17 protein-coding genes are annotated in these 18,400 nt (G+C 70.5%); 1 reads left to right on the top strand and 16 read right to left on the bottom strand.

What is annotated here, in order from left to right; all coding sequences use genetic code 11:
- Positions 1 to 138: 138 nt before the first annotated feature.
- The 9 genes from ACK8GG_RS01155 to ACK8GG_RS01115 are packed head-to-tail and all read right to left on the bottom strand — an operon-like array spanning position 139 to position 8,667.
- Entirely contained in the window at positions 139 to 882 is a 744-nt protein-coding gene (locus ACK8GG_RS01155; RefSeq protein WP_440352145.1) for a maleate cis-trans isomerase family protein, read from the bottom strand.
- Positions 879 to 1,568, bottom strand: coding sequence for a hypothetical protein (locus tag ACK8GG_RS01150; RefSeq protein WP_440352146.1), 690 nt, complete (start codon positions 1,566 to 1,568; stop codon positions 879 to 881). The genes ACK8GG_RS01155 and ACK8GG_RS01150 overlap by 4 nt, the downstream gene beginning before the upstream one ends.
- A complete protein-coding gene (locus ACK8GG_RS01145; protein WP_440355298.1) occupies positions 1,565 to 2,362 on the bottom strand; it encodes an SDR family NAD(P)-dependent oxidoreductase in 798 nt (265 codons plus the stop codon). The genes ACK8GG_RS01150 and ACK8GG_RS01145 overlap by 4 nt, the downstream gene beginning before the upstream one ends.
- Positions 2,359 to 3,309 carry a hypothetical protein gene (locus ACK8GG_RS01140; RefSeq protein WP_440355297.1) on the bottom strand — a complete coding sequence of 317 codons (951 nt, stop codon included), beginning with the start codon at positions 3,307 to 3,309 and terminating at the stop codon, positions 2,359 to 2,361. Before ACK8GG_RS01140 ends, ACK8GG_RS01145 begins: the two co-directional genes overlap by 4 nt.
- The gene (locus ACK8GG_RS01135) at positions 3,302 to 4,027 is read right to left on the bottom strand and encodes a hypothetical protein (protein WP_440352149.1); all 726 of its coding nucleotides are present in this window, start codon (positions 4,025 to 4,027) and stop codon (positions 3,302 to 3,304) included. The genes ACK8GG_RS01140 and ACK8GG_RS01135 overlap by 8 nt, the downstream gene beginning before the upstream one ends.
- On the bottom strand, positions 4,024 to 5,283 hold the full coding sequence (locus ACK8GG_RS01130; protein WP_440355296.1) for an aromatic ring-hydroxylating dioxygenase subunit alpha: 1,260 nt from the start codon (positions 5,281 to 5,283) through the stop codon (positions 4,024 to 4,026). The genes ACK8GG_RS01135 and ACK8GG_RS01130 overlap by 4 nt, the downstream gene beginning before the upstream one ends.
- 4 nt (positions 5,284 to 5,287) lie before the next feature.
- Positions 5,288 to 6,268, bottom strand: coding sequence for an alpha/beta hydrolase family protein (locus ACK8GG_RS01125; protein ID WP_440352151.1), 981 nt, complete (start codon positions 6,266 to 6,268; stop codon positions 5,288 to 5,290).
- Positions 6,265 to 7,071, bottom strand: a complete 807-nt coding sequence (locus tag ACK8GG_RS01120) for an oxidoreductase (protein WP_440355295.1) — start codon at positions 7,069 to 7,071, stop codon at positions 6,265 to 6,267. The genes ACK8GG_RS01125 and ACK8GG_RS01120 overlap by 4 nt, the downstream gene beginning before the upstream one ends.
- 12 nt (positions 7,072 to 7,083) lie before the next feature.
- Entirely contained in the window at positions 7,084 to 8,667 is a 1,584-nt protein-coding gene (locus tag ACK8GG_RS01115; protein WP_440352153.1) for a nitrilase-related carbon-nitrogen hydrolase, read from the bottom strand.
- 138 nt (positions 8,668 to 8,805) lie between these two features.
- On the opposite strand from ACK8GG_RS01115, the gene ACK8GG_RS01110 reads away from it, so the two are divergent.
- On the top strand, positions 8,806 to 9,090 hold the full coding sequence (locus ACK8GG_RS01110) for a Dabb family protein (RefSeq protein WP_440352154.1): 285 nt from the start codon (positions 8,806 to 8,808) through the stop codon (positions 9,088 to 9,090).
- A gap of 115 nt (positions 9,091 to 9,205) precedes the next feature.
- On the opposite strand, the gene ACK8GG_RS01105 is transcribed toward ACK8GG_RS01110, so the two are convergent.
- The 7 genes from ACK8GG_RS01105 to ACK8GG_RS01075 are packed head-to-tail and all read right to left on the bottom strand — an operon-like array spanning position 9,206 to position 18,367.
- Positions 9,206 to 10,579, bottom strand: a complete 1,374-nt coding sequence (locus ACK8GG_RS01105; protein ID WP_440355294.1) for a hypothetical protein — start codon at positions 10,577 to 10,579, stop codon at positions 9,206 to 9,208.
- Positions 10,580 to 10,589: 10 nt separating this feature from the next.
- Positions 10,590 to 11,231 (bottom strand): neocarzinostatin apoprotein domain-containing protein, encoded by a 642-nt coding sequence (locus tag ACK8GG_RS01100; RefSeq protein WP_440354455.1) that lies wholly within the window; start codon positions 11,229 to 11,231, stop codon positions 10,590 to 10,592.
- Between the two features lie 13 nt (positions 11,232 to 11,244).
- Positions 11,245 to 14,025: an ABC transporter permease subunit gene (locus ACK8GG_RS01095; protein WP_440352157.1), complete on the bottom strand. Its 2,781-nt coding sequence runs from the start codon at positions 14,023 to 14,025 to the stop codon at positions 11,245 to 11,247.
- Positions 14,025 to 14,759, bottom strand: a complete 735-nt coding sequence (locus ACK8GG_RS01090; RefSeq protein WP_440355293.1) for an ABC transporter ATP-binding protein — start codon at positions 14,757 to 14,759, stop codon at positions 14,025 to 14,027. Before ACK8GG_RS01090 ends, ACK8GG_RS01095 begins: the two co-directional genes overlap by 1 nt.
- Positions 14,749 to 16,104 carry an ABC transporter substrate-binding protein gene (locus tag ACK8GG_RS01085; RefSeq protein WP_440352159.1) on the bottom strand — a complete coding sequence of 452 codons (1,356 nt, stop codon included), beginning with the start codon at positions 16,102 to 16,104 and terminating at the stop codon, positions 14,749 to 14,751. The genes ACK8GG_RS01090 and ACK8GG_RS01085 overlap by 11 nt, the downstream gene beginning before the upstream one ends.
- Positions 16,101 to 17,354: a hypothetical protein gene (locus tag ACK8GG_RS01080; protein WP_440355292.1), complete on the bottom strand. Its 1,254-nt coding sequence runs from the start codon at positions 17,352 to 17,354 to the stop codon at positions 16,101 to 16,103. Before ACK8GG_RS01080 ends, ACK8GG_RS01085 begins: the two co-directional genes overlap by 4 nt.
- Entirely contained in the window at positions 17,351 to 18,367 is a 1,017-nt protein-coding gene (locus ACK8GG_RS01075) for a WxL protein peptidoglycan domain-containing protein (protein ID WP_440355291.1), read from the bottom strand. Before ACK8GG_RS01075 ends, ACK8GG_RS01080 begins: the two co-directional genes overlap by 4 nt.
- Positions 18,368 to 18,400: the final 33 nt, after the last annotated feature.

Below are 18,400 nucleotides of genomic sequence, written 5' to 3'. Positions count from 1 at the left end.
CCCCGGCCTTACCCCACCCCCCCCGCCGGGCCCCCTCCCCCCGTAACACACCCCCCCCGCCCCGCCTCCCCCCCGGGCGTCCCACACATTCGCGGGGCCCCGGCCGCCGCCGGGCCCCCGATTCGCGTACCGCCCGGCTCAGTGCTCGCGCAGCAGCGAGCCCGCGCCGTAGACCTTGTCGTTGATGCCGTTGTCCCGCAGCGCCATCCACCAGGTGGCGGCGTTGATCGCGATGACCGGCTTGCCGAGCCAGCGCTCGGCCTCGTCGGCCAGCGTCACCATCGACAGGTTCGTGCCGCACTGCACGATCGCGTCGACGTCGGGGGCGTTGACCTCGATGATCGCGTCGCGCAGCTCGTCCTGCGTGACGTGGGCGATGGCGACCGCCGTCGGGCACTTCAGGCCCTTGATCGCCGCCACCTCGAAGCCCAGCTCGGTGAAGAACTTGACGACGTTCTCGTCACCGATGCTCTGGTACGGCGTGATGACGCCGATCTTCTTGGCGCCGTAGAGCTTCAGCGCGCGCTCGCACGCCTCGGCGCCGGTGGCGACCTCGAGACCGGTGATGTCCTTGATCTGCTTGATGAACTGCCGGTTGCCCTCGACGCCGTCCCAGAAGGTCTCGGCGGACATGCCCATGACCATGTAGTCGGGCTCGGCCGTCAGGACCCGCTCGCAGGCCGAGCCGATCTCGGCGCGGATCTGGGTCAGCAGGTTCTCGAAGTTGTCGTTGCTCGACAGGTCCTGGTTGCGGATGTGGATGCGCGAGAAGTGCGCGGTCACCCCCGGAACCGTCATCTGGTAGAACTCGGGCTCGACGATGGTGTTCGTCGAGGGCGCGATGACCCCGAACTTGCGGCGCCAGCCGAGAGCGTCAGTCATTTCGACTCCATGAAACTGTTGATGAGCGAGCGGACGGTGTACGCACGCAGGGTCAGCCAGCTCGCGGCGAGCAGCGCCGCCTGAGCGATGGTGTTGGTGGACTGCTCGATCCACTGGAAGGTCACCGTGTCGTGCTCGGGGTGACCGCGCAGCGGAACCAGGCAGGCCACGAAGGCGATGCCGACGCCGAAGAGCACCACCGGCAGCCACTCCCGTTGCCGCCCGGCCAGGATCGCCCCGCAGACGCTCACGAGGGTGACCCCGGTGGTGGCGAGGAAGAAGATCGGCTGCAGCCGCTCGACGGCGAGACACCAGCCGGCGTAGATCACCAGGACGGCCAGGAACGGCCACCAGATGATCGCCCGCCGGCGCAGTGCCGAGAACAGTGCCCAGAGCAGGATCACCGACCCGATCGCCATCAGCGGGAAGAGCAGCGACTCCAGCCAGGTCAGATCGGCGCCGGTGGTGACGACGATCAGCTTCCAGGACGACTTGGCCAGACCACCGGCGCCGATGAACACGGCACCGACCCGGCCGGCCGTCAGCGTGGTGGGCACCACGCTGGCGGCGACCGAGGCGAGGAACCAGAACCCGGCCAGCGCCAGCAGCGAGGGGACGAAGTCCTCCAGCGCCAGCGCCAGCGAGTACTCCGAGGTGGCGGCCAGGACCATCGGCGCGGTGGTCATGACGCCGCCGACTCGGCGAAGAGGTCCCGCTTGTTGAACGCCGCGGTGGCGAACCGGCGGGCCGCCTTGCCCTTGGTCAGCCAGGCGACCCGGCTGCCGTTGCTCCCGCCGGCGAGCACCCGCTGCGCCAGCCACGGCGTGACGGTCTCGACCTTGTCGGCGAGGATGTTGAAGATCTTCTTGACCTTCTCGAACTCCTCGGGCGTGTAGTCGTGGGTGAGCAGGTCGGTGACCACCATCCCCGGAGAGAGGTGGTGCACGGTGACCTTCTCGGCGAGCCCGGCGGCGTCGAGGTCCTTCGCGGTGGAGTCGGTCAGGTAGGTGACCGCCCGCTTGGTGGCCCCGTAGCCGGTCAGCCCCGACTGCATCATGCCGTCGGAGCCGTAGCCCTCCATGTTCCAGACCGCGCCGTGTCCCTGCTCGGCCATCCGGGCGAGCACCACCGCGTTGGCCCGGGCGAGGCCGCCGAGGTTGAGGTCGATGACCTCGTCGAGCTCCGCGGCGGGGATCTGCCAGAGCGGCTTGCGGGCGTGCGACCGGCCGGCGTTGTTGACCCAGATGTCGACCTGCCCGAAGGCGGCGACCGCCCGGTCCCAGAGGTTCTCCAGGTCCGCGCGGGAGGTCACGTCGGCGGTGACCCCGAGCGTGCCGGGGATCTCCGCCGCGACCGCCTCCACGGTGGCCGCCGAGCGGCCGCAGAAGACGACGGTCGCGCCGAGGTCGGCGAAGGAGCGGACGAGCCCGAGGCCGATGCCCCGGGTCCCGCCCGTCACCACGACCACCTTGCCGCTCACGCGGCGTCCTCCCACTCCAGCACGCCGTGCAGCACCGAATCGAGCTGCGCGCCGTGGAAGATCTCGTACACCACGGCGAGGCGGCGTCCGGCGGACATGCCGGGCTCCGCGTCCAGGGTCACCTCACGGCTCTTGACCTTGCCGGCGTCGTTGAAGTGCCAGTTGCCGAAGCTGCCCCGCCCGAAGGCCTGGGCGTTGCCCCAGGCGTCCGGCCCTTCGAAGAAGAGCCGGTTGCCGTCGCGGCGCTGCTCGGTGGTGAAGCTCCGGTCGAGCCCGGCGCCGGACCAGCTGACCTGCCGCTTGCTGCGGAGCAGGTTGATCGGCTCGATCCCCAGCTCCACGTCGACGGTGCCGCGCAGCTTCTGGTCGACCCCCCACAGTTCGCACTGTCCGCGGAAGGCGCCGGCCTGCTTGGTGGGCAGGATGTACGGCACCGGTCCGCGACGGGTCTCGGCCTCGATGTGCTCGGCGACCATCGCCCGGGTCTCGTCGGTCTCGGTGAAGGTCCGCTTGTAGACGCCGATGAAGCAGCCGACCGCGGCCCACCCCTGGAACAGGGTCGAGGAGTAGACCTGGGTCTCGTTGTCCGGCAGGAGCTGGTTCCAGGTCTGCAGGTCGACCTGCCAACCGGGTCCGTAGTAGTGCGCGTCCACGAACCCGCCGTAGGGCTGACCCGCGCCGTAGAAGTCCGGCCCGGTGTAGATCCGGTTCTCGTCCGAGTCGATCACGCCGAAGGCGAACGGCGCGCCGATGCGGAACTGGCCGGCGAGCGGGCCGCCCTGGACCAGCCCGCCGTCCATGTAGTACGTCGTCTCACCGTTTTCGAACACCGACGAGCGGCGGATGGCCTCGTAGCCGCACCAGACGCCGTTGGCGTCGAAGAGCGACGGACGGCCGTGCCACTCGCCGGCGATGCGCTGCTGGAATTCGCTGGGCTGGTCAGCCATTCGTTACCAGCTCCGCGCGGATCCGCTCGGTGACGTCCGCGCCGAGCATGCGGGCGATCCGGTGCCAGACCGGGTCGAGGTCCGGGCTGAAGATGTTGGCCCGCACCGCGGCGTCGCGGCCGGCCAGGTCGGTGTCGGCCAGCGAGGCGAGAACCTCGTCGGTCAGGCCCTTGGCGGCCAGGTCCGACCACTGGTCGAGGTAGGTGAAGGTGGACTCCCAGATCGCCTTGAAGGCGTCCTCGCTGGCCCGGGCCACCAGCATCCACGGCGACATCACCGCGTACTGGCGAGGGCTGAGCTCGGGGCGGGAGACGCCCTCGCGGGCGACGCCCGCGTCGTAGGTCTCGGTGAGCGACCCGTACACCTCGTCCATGTACGGCACGTGGGTGGCCAGGTCGGCCCGCGGGATCAGGTCGAGGTGGTAGGCGTAGTACTCGCCGGCGCTCACCGAGTCGACCGTGAAGTGCGGGACCGCGCTCTCCTCGCCGGTGAAGGCGAAGACCATGTGGCTGTCGAGGTGGATCATCGGCACGACCAGGCCGACGTAGACCATCTTCTTGACCGGGCCCTCGCTGCGCCAGATCTTGACCGAACCGACCGGGTCCGGGCTCATCGGGCTGCTCAGAGCCGGGTACGGCGACTCGGCCTCGGTCAGCTCGGGGTGCTTGGCCAGGATCCGCTCGATGGTGTCGGCGACCAGCTTCTCGGGGAGGCTCACTTGTCCGTGCCCTTCTTGTTGAACTCGGCGTCGGCGGCGGCTGCCGCATCCACGCCCTCTTCCTCGGTGATGCGCTCCTGGCCGATGCGCTGGGCCTCCTGCACGGTGGCGTGGATGCCCTTGGCCTTGTGCACCCAGGCGCGGGCCAGCTCGGGGTTCTCCCGGCGGGCCGGCGACGGGATGACGGTCGCCTCGCGGCGGGGCACGTCACCCATCACGGTGTCCTCCGCGCCGATCAGCCAGCCCATGGCGGCCAGCTCCTGGCGGCGACGGCGGTAGTGCACGGCGATCGCGTCGCTCTTGACGTGCAGCTCCGCGCCGAGGTCGAACGGGAGCAGCTCCGGACGGACGTCGTTGACGATCGCGGCGTCCTCGTGGAAGATCCGCAGCACTCGCTCGACGGCGTTCTTGTTGGCCCACTTGCCCTTGAAGAAGGTGCGGAACTGGACCCACTTGACCAGCGTGGTCGTCTCGTCGATCGGGACGTTCACGTCGTACAGGATCATGTCGCCCATCGACATCTGGACGTGCAGCTTGATCATGTTCGGCAGCATCCAGCCGGCGCGGGTGGTGACCGGCGGGCGCTTCTGCAGGTCCTTGTCGCCCTTGGCCTTGAGCGACCAGAGGCCCTTGGACTTCGGCGGGTACTGCACGACGGTCGCGAAGGCCGACCACTCGTCCTGCTTCTCGATCTCGTACTCGGGAACCTCGGGCTTCTCCCGGTTGCCGAAGACGCCACCGTGCACCCAGGGGGCGTGCGCGATGTCGCAGCCGTTCTCCAGGATGCGCTCGTAGTTGGCCTTCCAGAGGAACTCCCCGCGCACCATGGCGTACTTGCCGCCGTTCTCGATGCGGTCGTCGAACTCGGGCCACTCGGGCAGCGGGGGCCGCTCCTCCTCGGGGAGGTCGCCGAGGAAGGCCCAGACGAAGCCGTACTTCTCCTGCACCGGGTAGGAGTCGACGCGCGCCTTCTTCGGGATGCCCCGGCCCGGCTGGTTCGCCGGGATCTTGGTGACGGCGCCGTCGGGCTGGAACTCCCAGCCGTGGTACGGACAGACGATGCAGTCTTCGCCCTCCTTGGTCCAACCGCCGGAGAGCGCCGCGCCGCGGTGCACACAGAGGTCGGAGAGGACGACCGCACGGCCGGTCTTCGGGGTCCGGTAGACCGCGAAGGTCTGACCGAGGACGGTGACCTTGATGGGCTTGGTGGTGACCCGGTCGGCAAACTCCACCGCGTACCAGAAGTTCTTGAGCATGTTCTTACCTCCGCCGAATCGACACGAGTTCGCTACCGTGACCGAGCGCATCGCGCGCGACCGTATCGGCCTTCAGGTGGTAGCGGAAGAAATCTCTGTAGAGCTGGGTGAGCAGGGACCGGACGGCGGACGGGTCCGCCTCGCCCGGCTGATCGAGGAACGCCCGCGCGGCGGTGTGGTCGACCGGGTCGACGATGGCGAAGTGGTTCGCGCCCTCGATCCGGACCAGCAGGTTCTCCCCGTCACGGTCGGTCAGCGCCTCGTCGAAGGTGCGGGTCACCGGGTCGGCCCGGGTCGCCGCGTCCTCGCCGTACCGGTCGGCCGATCCGTTCATCACGCCGTCGGCGGAGCCGACGACCAGCATGACCGCCGAGTCGACCTGCGCGGGTGGGATGCTCCCCGCCGGCCAGCCCAGCATGGTGGCCACCATGTTGTGCGCGCCGTAGGTCGCGACGGCCTTCACCTCAGGGAAGAACCGCGCGGACTGCAGCGAGACGGTGCCGCCGGCGGAATGGCCGATCAGCCCGACCCGGTCCAGGTCGAGCAGCCCCTGCACCGGACCGTCGATCTTCGCCAGCGCGTCGAGGACCGGCCGCAGCGACCGGATGGTGGGGGCGCTGCCGTAGCCGTCGGGCCGGGCCGCGTCGAGGTCCACCCCGGGGGTGATGCCGTACTGCCCGGCGAAGAGCTCGCCGACCCAGTCGTAGGTGACCGCGACGAAGCCCTCGGCGGCGAGCCGGGTGGCGAGCCACCGGTAGCCGTCCTGTCCGACGTTGATGCCGGGCACGAGCACCACCACGGGGTACGGCGCACCGGCCGGGTCGGCCGGGATGACACCGCTGAGCCGTTCCGCGTCGCTACCGGTGGGGCGGGCCGGGTAGTACACGCGCAGGCTCGCCGTGTCGAACGGCGCCCGCGCACCCGGGATGCGGGCCGCCCACCAGAGTGAGCGGACCGCACCGGCCACCGGCAGGTTCCCGGTCACGACAACCCGGGCCGGGGAAGTTCGCGGTCGCCGCCCCAGAGGCCACGGACCAGCTTGTTGGTCAGGTCGACGCCGAGCAGCCGCTCACCGAGAACGTTCGCCGGGTCGCGCTCGGCGATGTTGCGGCGCATCAGCAGGTCGGTCTCGGCGAGGGCGGCACGCTCCTCGGCCGGCACCGGCTCGGCCTCGTCGACCCACTGCAGCCAGCGGTCGACGTGGTCGTTGAGGACGCGGCGGACCACGTCCCGGTTCTCGTCACTGTTCTTGAACGACGCGCAGTACGCCGTCGGCGAGAGGCTGGCCCGGACGAAGCCGGCCCGGCTGACGAAGGGCACGAACTCGGAGTTGGCGCGGTCGGCGAGCCACTGCTCGTTGACCGGCTCGTAGTACTTGTCGAAGTACTCGCCGTCGGCCATCAGGTTGACCCGGGAGACGGAGTCGACGTAGAACCAGCCCTCCGGCCAGAGCAGCAGCGCGATGCCCAGGTGCGGCACCTTGACCTGCGGGCCGAGCCAGACGGTCAGGTGGAGGTTGGCGAAGCTGGCGTTGGGGTTGCCCAGCCAGGAGTGCACCATCCAGTCGATCTCCGGGCCGGTGTAGCCCTCGAGCGAACCCCGGCCACCGTCGTTCGTGCCGTAGCTGTCGAGCTCCACGGTGGACGGGTCACGGGTCAACTCGAACCGCGACTCGATCTTCGCCTTCAACTCGGCGAGGATCTCCCGGAACTGCTCGAACTGCTCACGCACGTCGACGACGGGGGAATCGTCGATCATGTCCTCGACGGGCTTCAGGGTCTCAGTCACCCTCGTGCTCCTCTACTTGGTCGTCAGGGCGTCGAGCAGCCGCCACGGGCGGCCGTCGACGAGATCGGTACGGCGGGAGACGTTGCGGTTCGTGGCCTGGGCCGGTGCGACGCTCGCGTGCGCGACGGCCGCGTCGGCCGGCACGGTGGTGGTGACGGGCGAGCTGATCCGGCCGGTGAACGGCCCTTCCCACTTGGTCCAGAGGGTGAAGTCCGGGCTCATCGCGTAGATCGCGGCGGGGCTGCCCAGCGGGCTGGCGGCGATCACGTTGAGCCGGTTCTCGGCGGCCCGCTCGGGCAGGCCGAGGCTCAGCTCCCACTCCTCGACCGGCGTGAACGGCACCGCGACGACGTCGGCGTCGGCGATGGCCGCGAGCCGGAACGTCTCCGGGTAGATGGAGTCCTCCCCGGCGATGATCGCCAGCGCGCCCCAGGGCAGTTCGAAGATCTCCAGCTCGTCGGCGCCGTCGGCGCTGTGCAGCTGCCGCTGCCGGCCCTGCTCGCCGGCGGCGTTGACGAGCACGCCGGTGCGGCCGCCGTCGACGGTGGTGACGGCGTACGCGTCGGTGCCGGCCAGGCCGCGGGCGACGGACTCGGGGTCGCCGGCCGGCAGGACCAGCAGCTGCGCGCCGTCGGCGGCGGCCGCGGCGACGAGCTTCTCGGTCTGTGCGGGGTCGTCGGTGCGGACCACGGCGACCGGCAGCGCGGCGGCGCCGGCGGGGCGGCGACGGCCGAGCGGCTCGGCGGCGATCGGGCCGTAGAGCTCGGGGCGGCGGCCGGCGAAGATGTCGAGGCCGTCGGGGCGACGCTTGTCGTCGGCGGCGTCGGGGTCGATGTCGGCGATGACCACGGCTTCGCCGGTGCGCGGGCCCTTCGCCACGACGGTGCCGTCGGGGGCGACGATCTGGCTCTCGCCGGCACCGTGCAGCCACTCCGGCGGCACGCCGAGGTTGGCGCTCATCGCCGGCAGGTGCTCCTCGGGCAGCAGCGAGCCGACCTTGTTGGCTGCGACGACCCAGACCTTGTTCTCGGCGGCGCGGACCGGGATGTGCAGGTCGGCCTCGTCGAGGGCGAAGGAGTTGAGGCTGTTGAGCAGGACCTGGGCCCCGCGCAGCGCCATGCCCCGGGTGACCTCGTTGATGACGCCCTCGAAGCAGGCGTACATGCCGAGGCGGCCGAGCGGGGTGTCGACGACCGGGCCGATCTCGGTGCCGGGGTCGAGGTGGTCGTTCTCGGCGCCCATCAGCGACTGCTTGTCGCAGCTGCCGATGATCTCGCCGGCCGGGTCGAAGAGGAAGTTGGTGCCGCCGGTGCGCCCGTCCGGGTACGCGTGGGTGACGTTGACCTTGATGTAGGCCCCGTGCTGCGCGGCGCGCTGCGCAACGGCGGTGAGGAACTCGTCCCCGGGCCGTGTCGCGATCTCGTGCGCCTGCTGCCGGTCGGTGTACCACGACAGGTGGTTGCAGAACTCCGGCAGCACGATGAGCTGCGCTCCCGCTGCCGCCGCTTCATCGATCATGCGGAGCGTGGTGGCGAGGTTGGCGGCCACGTCCTGCCCTGCTGCGTACTGGACGGCGGCGACCCTGACCCGTGCCATACGTTTCCCCTCTCGGCGACCAGCACCCCGGCTTGGTTCCCCTAGCGAAACACTGTTTCCCAAACATACACTCGCCGGGCCGTTCGCAATAGAGCCGTTCGGCGGGGACAACCCGACCCGAGAAGGAGGTTCGCGCCAGTGCTGACCCATGTGGTGCTGATGAAGTTCGCCGACACTGCCAACATCCCAGAAGCCAAGGCCAGATTGGAAGTCTTGACGGCCAAGATTTCTGAGATCCGCTCGCTTCACGTCGGAATCGACGTCGTACGCAGTCCGGTTTCGTACGACCTGTGCCTGACGACCACGCACCGTGACGTCGAGGAGCTGCAGGCGTATCAGGCCCACCCGGCGCACGTGGAGTTCGGCGGCTGGCTGCGCCCGCTGCTCACCAGTCGCGTCGTCGTCGACTACGTCGTCGACTGAGGACTGATCGGCCGGCGGCTGTCCGTCGGCGAACGCCGGACGGCGGCGGCTCCCCGAGGGGAACCGCCGCCGTCTGTCACGTACCGGCGACGAGCGCCGGATCAGCGGGGTGGGATCAGATCCCGGCCGTCCGCCGCTTGCGCGTCGGAAGCCACAGCATCAGCCCGACACCGGGCAGCAGCAGCGCCGTCGCCCAGAGCAGCAGCATCCACGGGCCACCGGCACCGGTCACCGGCAGCGTGCCGTTGCCGCCGCCACCGCCGCCGCCGCCGGGCGTACCCGGGTTGGCGGCTTCCTTCTTCTTCACCGTGAACTCGGCGACGATCTCCGTGTCCTTCGGGCCCGTCTCCGGGTCGGCACCGCTGTTGCAGAAGGTGTCCACCACCGCGTGGTCGAAGAGGAACGTCGCGACGGTCAGCGTGACCAGGCCCGGGTCCTTGGCGACGAAGTTGCCGGTCAGGGTAGAGCCCGGGATCGCCGTCTCTGGGTTGATCGATCCGTACGCCGGACCAGCCAGCTCCACGGTGCCACCGGAGACACCGCCGACCTTCACGGTCGCCTTCGGCACCAGCTCACCCGCACCGACCGGGACCGGACCATTGGTCGGGCCCTTGTCGTAGGTGAGGGTGATCTTCACGTTGGCGTTGCGGCCGGGGTTCTCCGGCGACATCGTCAGCGTGTGCGTCGCCTCCCAGTCCGACAGCGAGGAGAGCGTCTTGCACTTCAACGCCACCTTCTTCGGCCCGAAGGGCTTCGCGGGGGTGTCCGCTTCCTCCTCCTCGGTGGGCTTCGGGGCGGCGGTGGGCGAGGCAGACGCGGTCGGGGTGGGGGTGGGCTCCCCGGTCGGCGTAGGGGTCGGGGTCGGGCGGGGGTCGCCGCTTCCCTCGCCGATGGTGAGGCTGATCGAGATCGGCGTCGCCTGCGGCGAGGTCACCGGGTCCGCCCCGCTGTTGCAGTGGGTGTCCACCACACTGTGGTCGAACAGGACGTTCGCCACGGTGAGGGTCATCTGCCCCGGCTCTTCGACCCAGAAGCTCCCGGTCAACGTCGCACCGGGCATCGCCTCGAACGACCCGATCGCGCCGTAGGCCGGGCCGGTCAGCTGGGTCTCGGCATCCCACTCGCCCCCGGCCACCAGCGTGGCCTTCGGCGTCAGATCGCCGGCCGGCACCGGCACCGGACCGTTGGTCGGGCCCGCCGTGAAGCTGTAGGTCACCACGATGTCGTCATCGGTGGTCGGATTCGCCGGCGACACCGTCAGGGTGTGTTCGGCGGTCCAGTCGGAGAGACTGCTGAGCGTCTTGCACTTCAACTGCAGGGATGTCGGACCGTACGGCCCGGCGGCAGCGGCGGCGACGCCCGCGGGTTCCGCGGCCGCCTCCATCGGCTCCCCCGTGGGATCCCCCGGGTTGGCGAGCGCCGGTCCGCCCATCGCCAGCAGCAGCGCAGCCACACCGGCCGCTCCGCTGGACAACAAAGTAGGTCTCATTGACTCTCCCTCAGGCGGTACGACGCCGCGACGGCATCATCAGCAGCATTGCAACACCGGGCAGCAGCAGCGCGGTGCCGGCGAGCAGCACGACGATGTACTCGTCGCCGGGGCCGGTGGTGGGCAGGGTGTCGTCGTTCTTGCCGCCGCCGGCGGCGGTCGGCGTGGTCTTGTCCGGAGCGGGAGTGGTCTTCTTCGGCGCCGGAGCGGCGCCACCGAAGCTGATCTCGACGATCGAGGTGTTCGCCGCGACCTCGGCCGGGGTGCCGGCCTGGGGCAGGATCTGCGCCCCGATGATGCACTTGATCTGCGTGCAGTCGAAGGAGCCGAACTTCTCCTTCACCGACAGGGTGACCGTCGGGATCTTGCCGCTGGCGTCGGCGTTGACGAACGTCGCACCACCGGCGAGGTTGCAGTCGCTCGGGCCCTTCATCCCGGCCTTGCACTGACCGACCGCGATCTGCTTCATGTTGGGGCTGAAGCCGCTGCCGTTGACGGTGACCCGGTCACCGTCCTTGAGCCCAGTGGTCTTGCTGACGGTCAGACTGGCTGCCGCGTAGGCCGGCGCAGCTCCGAAGAGCGATGCCGGGCCCAGTAGCACGACGACCGCTGCGGCCAGCGCCGCGAGCCGCCGCATGGGGGTTGCCTTCACGTTCACCTCCTGGTTATGGAACGAGAATCGGGTTCGAGCGCTGCACGGCGGCGTCGTCCGTACCGAGGTAGGAGCGCACCACGTCAGGGTGGGCGCGGACCTCGTCGGGCTCGCCGTCAGCGATGATGCGGCCGGTGTCCATCGCGATGAGCCGGTCCGCGATGTGCGCCAGCAGGGGCAGGTCGTGCTCGATGACCACCAGCGAGACGCCGGTCTCCTTGTTGACCCGGCGCAGCAGTTCGCCGAGGGCCGGGCCATCGGCCTGCGCCACACCGGAGGAGGGCTCGTCGAGCAGCAGCAGCACCGGGTCCAGGGCGAGCAGACAGGTCAGCTCGACGACCCGGCGGGTGCCGGTGGAGAGCTCGCCGACCTGCTTGTCGACCATCGCGCCGAGGCCCATCAGGTCGATCAGCTCCCGGGCCCGCTCCGCCTTGACGGTCTCGTTGCCGTGGGCGCCCAGGGCCGCCACGCCGAGGCCGCTGGGCGCCGTGCGCTCGCCGGCGGTCATCACCGTCTCCAGCACCGTCAGCGTCGAGAAGAGCCGGGCGTCCTGGAAGGAACGCGCCAGGCCGAGACCGGCCCGCTTCTGCGGGGTCATCCGGGTCACCGGCTTGCCGTTGAAGGTGACCGACCCCCCGTCCGGGTCGGTGAAGCCAGCGATGATCTCGAACAGCGTGGTCTTGCCGGCGCCGTTCGGGCCGATGATGCCGACCACCTCGCCCTGACGGACGTCGAAGGTCACCCCGCGGACGGCGTGCACACCGCCGAAGGAACGCTTGATGCCCTGCACCTGCAGCAGCGGCTTGTTCGCCACCATCCTCGGCAGCGGCTCGGTCCGCTCCGGGATCGCGTTGATCCGCCAGGCGGTGTCGGTGCTGCCGGCAGCCGGGGCGGCCGGGGTGGCATCGGCGTCGACGGCCGGACGCCGCTTGCGGAACCGGCTCGCCCAGGACTCCTTGAGCCCCATCAGCGCGCCGCCGACACCGGTCGGCAGCAGCACCACCGCCAGCAGCCAGGCGAGCGTGAGCACCGCCTGCCCGAGGATGCCGAGCGGCAGGAAGGCCGGAATGCCGATGATGATCAGCGCCCCGAGGAGCGGACCGGCGAGCAGCCCCATGCCGCCGACGACGACCAGCGCCACCACGTCGATGCTCGCGTTGGCAGGGAAGCTGTTGACCGTCAGCGAGGTCTGGCCGTGGCCGATGACCACGCCGCCGAGGCCGGCGATGGCACCCGCGACCGCGTACGCCTGGAGTTTGCGCACCGGGGCGGCGACGGTGAAGGCGCGGGCGGCGTCCTCGTTGTCGCGCATCGCCACCAGCACCCGGCCGAAGCCGCTGCGCCGCAGGTTCGCCGTCAGCCACAACCCCAGCGCCAGCATCAGCAGGGCGAAGAGGTAGTAGTCCTTGGCGAGGTCCAGGGTGTAACCGGTCCAGCTCGGCTTCGGGCTGGGCTGGCCGGAGCCGAGCATCCAGTCCTGCCGCAGCAGCCAGGCGCTGGTCGCCAGCGCGAAGGCCAGTGTGGTGACGGCCAGCGCCAGGCCCCGCAGCCGCAGCGCCGGAATGCCGACGATGGCCGCGGCGAGCGCCGCCGCGGTGCAGCCGGCGACCACCCCCATGAAGAAGTTGCCGCTCGCCTCCCCCACGCGGACCGAGATGGTCGCGCCGATACCGGCGAAGGCGAACTGACCCAGGGAGAGCTCACCGGCGACGCCGGTGACCAGCAGGACCGAGAGGCCGACCAGGGCGTACCCGATGACGCTGGTCATCGCCGAGGCGGTCTCGTTGCTGACCAGGTAGGCGAGGCCGGCCGCGAGCGCGAAACCGGCCATGGTCAGCGGCAGGGTGTACGGGTTGTGGACGCCGGGCTTGGCGCGGGCCGCGCCGAGCAGGCCCCAGCTCTCCACCTCTTCCATCCGGCCCAGCCGCGGCTGGCGCAGCAGCACGATCAGGATGGAGAGTCCGAGAACCACCTCGACCAGGCCGGCGCCGGTCGGCGAGGAGCGCAGGATCTGCTCCATCACGCCGATGCCGAGCGAGGCGGCGAAGGCGATCGGGATGGACGCCAGCCGGGCGATGACCGCACCGGCCAGACCCTTGAGCAGCAGGTCCGGGCCGAGCGTGTCGATCGACTGGGTGCCCTGGCTCGGCATCACCAGGATGGAGGAGAAGGCGGCGACGGCACCGGCGAGGCCCCAGGCCAGGGTGGCCATCCGGGGCGCGCTGATGCCGTTGATCGTCGCGGCGTCCGGGTTGTCGGCGGCGGCCCGGATGGCGATGCCGAACCGGGTGCGCTTGAGGAAGAGCGCCAGGCCGACCAGGAGCACCGGCGTGAGGAGCAGCATCGCCATGTACGCCGGGCCCACCGGCGTGTTGCCGATCGTGAACGACGGCATCGCCGGCGGCTTCGGGAAGGTCAGGCCGCTGAGTCCCTGCGGATTGAGCAGCAGCGCCAGCACCAGCACGAACTGCGACAGGCCCAGGGTGACGACCATGCCGATCACCCGGGGGCGGCCCTTGAGCCGCCGGACCAGCCCGGCCTCGATCAGCGCGCCGACCCCGCCGGAGACCAGCATCGCCAGCGGGAACGCCAGCCAGTAGTTCATGCCCTCGTCGTTGACGAGCCGGCCGAGCACCGCGGCGCCGAGCACACCGATCGAGGCGTGCGCGAAGTTGATGAAGCGGCTGGACCGGTAGACCAGCACCAGGCCGACGGCGAGCAGACCGTAGGTCAGACCGGTGAAGAGGCCGATGATGATCCGGTCGAGGCCGAAGTCGAATCCCGCGAGGGTCATCAGTGGCCACCGCCGAGCATCAGCTTCTCCACCAGGCCCGGCTGGGCGCGCAGCTCCGCCGGTGTGTGCTCGGCGATGAACGCGCCCTTTTCCATGAAGTACATGCGGTCCACCAGCGACAGGGCCACGTTGACCGACTGCTCGACGACCACGAAGGAGGTGCCGAGCGAGGCCATGCGACGGATGAGTTCCAGCAGTCCGCCGACGACGACCGGCGCCAGCCCCAGCGAGAGCTCGTCGATGAGCACCACCCGGGGCCGCTGGATAAGGGTCTTGGCCAGCACCAGCATCTGCCGCTCACCCCCGGAGAGCGTCGCGGCCGCCTGGTCGCGGCGCTCGTCGAGGCGGGGAAAGATGTTGAAGACCGCGTCGATGGAGTCGTTGAGCTCGCCGCGCTCCCGGCCGAGGGCGTGCCCGTGGGCGCGCAGGTTCTCGTGCACCGACAGGGAGCCGAACGCGGCCTGCCCCACCACAGTGGTCAGTCCGAGCTTGACCCGGCGGGTCGCCGAGGTGGTGGTGATGTCGTTGCCGTTGAGGTGCACCACGCCGCCGGAGGCGCGCTGCACACCGGAGAGGACCCGCAGCAGGGTGGTCTTGCCGACCCCGTTCGGGCCGCAGACGCCGACGATCTCCCCCTCGCCGACGCGCAGGTCGACGTCGAAGAGGACCTGTACGGGCCCGTAGGAGCTGCTGATGCCGGCGCAGGCGAGGGCGGGTTGCGAGTCAGGAGACAAAGGGCACCTCCGGACCGTTGTACGTGAAGCAGTTGCACTGCTCGTCGTAGGCCATCTGCCGGTAGGTGCCCGCGATGACGTACCGGCCGGGGCCGGCGCTGCCGCCGAAGTTGCTCGAGGGCTGGTACTCGTTGCCCAGCGACTGGGCCGCCGACGAGAAGGTCGCCGCGTTCAGGTCACCGCTGATCTTCGCCGCGGCCGCCTTCAGCAGGCGCGCCGAGTCGCAGTAGGTGAGCGCGACACGGGCGTTCTCGCGGGTCTCGAAGGAGATCCCCGCCGAGGCGAAGATGCCCACGCACTCCCGCTCGGCGTCGGTGGACGGGAACGGGTACTGGCTGTCCGGCACGTCCTGGCCCGGGTTGAAGCCGATGCCGACCATGCCCTTGAGCGCCGCCGGCGGCACGGTCGCGGTGTTGGCGACCATCCAGGTGGGGTTGTCGAAGCTGCTGACCGCGTACCGGGCCGTGTACTCCTGGGCGGCGGCGGAGGTCATGAAGAACGGGGCCAGCCGCGCGCCGCCGAGGAAGAAGACCTGCTTGATGCCCTTGGTGCGGAACTCCAGGGCGGCCTGCGAGGTGCCCATGTTCAGCGTGCCGAGGTCGGTGGTGTCGACCCAGCCGATGGTCGGGGTAACGCCGTACTCGGCGAGCTTGGGCTGCACCAGCGAGGCGTAGACGTTGCGGTTGCCGGGGTTGTCCACGGCGACCACGCCGACGGTCGAGGCGCCTTCGAAGAAGCCCTGGGTCTTGAGGCTGGTCATGAACGCGCCGACGAAGTCGTCGTAGACCGGGAAGCTCGCCGACCAGAGGTACGGCGCCAGGCTGTCGAAGGTCGACTTGTCACTGGCGAGCAGCGTGGCGTCGAGGACCAGGGTGTTGCGCTGGGCGTAGCAGGGCCGGGCGTTGCTCTGGAACTGACCGGTCAACACCACCGCGAACGCCTTGTCGTCCTGGGTGATCTGGTTGCAGAGCTTCTCCTCCTCGGCCGGGGAGTCGTTGCTCGCCTCGTAGTTGCGGTAGATGGCCTCGAGCTTGCGCCCGCCGATGCCGCCGTTGGCGTTGATGTACTCCTGGATCGCCTGGACCTGGGCCTTGCCGTCGCCGGTGTCGGCGGTGGTGAAGCCGGTGAGTTCCTTGGTCGCCGTCAGGTCGGTGCCGACGAAGACCACCTTGATCGAGTCCTGGCTGACGCCGGGCGCCGGGCCCGCGGCCAGGCCGCCGGTGCCGCCCTTGCCGCCGATGGCACCGGGCATCGCGGCGTCGCAGCCGACGAAGGCGATGACCACGACCGCGGCCGCGGCGACGGCCCGGGTGGCGATGGAGATGTCGAGCTTTCGCAAATTCACTGTTCCTGCTTTCCGCCGGCCGGATCCACCGGCGCCACTCCGTTAGCGGAGCGGAGTTTCGGGACCTTGAAGAGCTGCGTCGGGGTGGCCCAGGACAGGGCCCCCCGGTTCGCGAGGAAACCGTCGAGGGCGTCGAGGTCGATCACCGCGCGGCTGCCCTCGTCACCACCACTGCCCGGGGGTTCCGCGACGTCGACCGCCGTGGCGCCGGTCGCGCCGGGGACGGCCTGGCCGTGGAGGCCGAGCAGTTCGAGCAGGGCGGCGTTGCTGATCCGCCCCGCGGAGAGTCGCCGCAGGCGCCAGTTGCCCGGCGCGTCGTCGAAGACCAGGTGCGCCCCGAGCGAGGGCAGCCGGACCACGGACGGCAGCAGCAGCTGGCCGCCGGCGGCCGTCGGCACCGCGGTCTGCACCGGCCGGTTCAGCCGCAGCCGGTAGACGATTCCGCCGATCACCAGCGCCACGCCGAGGATGTTGATCAGGACCAGGCCCCACGGGTACGCGTGGTGCGTGACCGTCGCGTTGCCCATGCCGGCGAGGCTGGCCTTGACGTCGTACCGGCCGAAGGCCGCGAAGGGGAACTCGACCGGGACCTCGTACGTCTGGGTCTGGCCCGCGCCGAGGCTGGTGGTGGCCGGCGTGGGCAGGCCGCCGTCGTCGCCACTGCGGCCGAGCGTGACCTGCAGCGGCGGGTTCTGCAGCGCCTCGGGTCCGGGGTTCTTGACCGTGTAGACGAGCTTGCGGGTGACCGATCCGCCGAACCAGGCAGCGACGGAGTTGCCGCCGGTCAGGCGGGCGTCCAGCACCTCCAGCCGGGCGGGGGCGGTGCCGACCTGCGGCACCGGCGCGGTGGGCTGGTCGGGCATCTCGATCGGGATGTCCACCTGGGCGGGGGTCTTGTTGCCCACGGTGGTGGTGCCGACAACCGCGACGTGGATGACGCAGGGGCAGGGCCGGGGCGGGGTGCCCATGCGCAGGTCGACGGCGAAGGTGCCGTCGTCGCGGATGCCGGTGGCGAGGGCGCTGGGCATGTCGCAGGCGCTCGAGCCGGTCACCGCCAGTTCACCGCAGGTTGTCAGCTGGATGAGGGCGTTCCTGGGCCAGCCGGAGCCGGTCACCTCCACCACGTCACCGGCGCTGGCCGAGGGCTTGGAGACCTGGGCCTGCAGGCCGTCGGCTCCGGCCGCCGTCGGTGACCAGAGCAGGGAGAGCAGCAACGTCCCCAGGACCGTCATTCGTACGGCGTTTCTCAACGCGCCTCCACAAGTTGCTTGTTGTTTCGCATGCCCCGCGGCACCGGACGCCGGGCGCGGCGGCGGCGCTGGATCCACCAGGCCGTGGCGGCGGCGATCAGCAGCAAGAGCAGCAGGACCGGCCAGGCGACGACGAGCTCCCGGTCGGTACGGCTGGCGCTGATGCCTTCCGAGCCCTCTGCCTCGACCGTCACCTTCACCAGGTCGACGGGCCAGATGCCGGCGAGTTTGCCGGTCATCTGCACCGACGCGCCGGGGATCAGGTCGAGCTGCGGCAGCGGCGTGGTCTGGCGTACCTCGTGTCCGAAGAGGCCGGACGAGGTGATGGTGATCTTCGGGGCGATGTGCGTGTTGCCGGTGTTCTCGATTCGGTAGTCGATGGTGCCGTCGCCGACGGTCGGCAGCAGGGGCGTCGGCCGGTGGGCCTCGAGTTCGCTGACGGCCAGGCCCGGGACGACGGGGCCGGCGACGGTCAGGTAGACGCGGGCGGCGACGGCGCGCTGGATGGCGACGTTGACGCCGTCCCGTTCGACCTGGCCCTTCGGCTCGGCCTCGAGCACGACGATGCCCCCGACGTGGTCGCCGGGGGTGGCGTTGGGCGGCACGGTGATGGTGAAGGGGACGTCGGCCTGGCGGCGGGGCGGCACGGTGACGGTCTCGACTGGCAGCTTCGTCCAGATCCCGATCCCGATGTGGGTCTGGATCTTGGTCCGCAGTCCGAATCCGCCGTCGCGCTCGGTGTTGTAGGCGTCGGCCCCGTACACCTCGAAGGTCTTGGACTCCTTGGTCAGGTTCTGGATCCGGACCGAGTCGGTGATGGTGGTGCCGGGGCGGGCGTCGAGGAAGAAGTACTGGCGCGGGGCCGGGCTCGGCTTCTTGGGCGGCGTCGGGGTGACGGCCCACTCGCCGTTGCCGGCGGCGTGGGCCGGCGCGAGCGGCGCGCCCACCAGCGCGATGGCGCCGGCCAGCAGGATGAGGGTGAGTCGTCGGAGCGCGACGGTGGGGGACCGCACGTCTGATCCGCCTTCCAGGAGAGCACCGGGTGC

Origin of the sequence: Melissospora conviva (assembly GCF_049523535.1) — a bacterium.
Classification (GTDB): domain Bacteria; phylum Actinomycetota; class Actinomycetes; order Mycobacteriales; family Micromonosporaceae; genus Melissospora; species Melissospora conviva.
The sequence above is the reverse complement of the archived record's forward strand: the minus strand, read 5'-3'. Positions and strand labels throughout refer to the sequence as shown.

Bases quoted from the DNA above. Each gene is read 5' to 3' on its own strand.
- ACK8GG_RS01155 (WP_440352145.1), bottom strand. From the start codon at position 882: ATGACTGACGCTCTCGGCTGGCGCCGCAAGTTCGGGGTCATCGCGCCC.
- ACK8GG_RS01150 (WP_440352146.1), bottom strand. From the start codon at position 1,568: ATGACCACCGCGCCGATGGTCCTGGCCGCCACCTCGGAGTACTCGCTG.
- ACK8GG_RS01140 (WP_440355297.1), bottom strand. From the start codon at position 3,309: ATGGCTGACCAGCCCAGCGAATTCCAGCAGCGCATCGCCGGCGAGTGG.
- ACK8GG_RS01130 (WP_440355296.1), bottom strand. From the start codon at position 5,283: ATGCTCAAGAACTTCTGGTACGCGGTGGAGTTTGCCGACCGGGTCACC.
- ACK8GG_RS01115 (WP_440352153.1), bottom strand. From the start codon at position 8,667: ATGGCACGGGTCAGGGTCGCCGCCGTCCAGTACGCAGCAGGGCAGGAC.
- ACK8GG_RS01105 (WP_440355294.1), bottom strand. From the start codon at position 10,579: ATGAGACCTACTTTGTTGTCCAGCGGAGCGGCCGGTGTGGCTGCGCTG.
- ACK8GG_RS01095 (WP_440352157.1), bottom strand. From the start codon at position 14,025: ATGACCCTCGCGGGATTCGACTTCGGCCTCGACCGGATCATCATCGGC.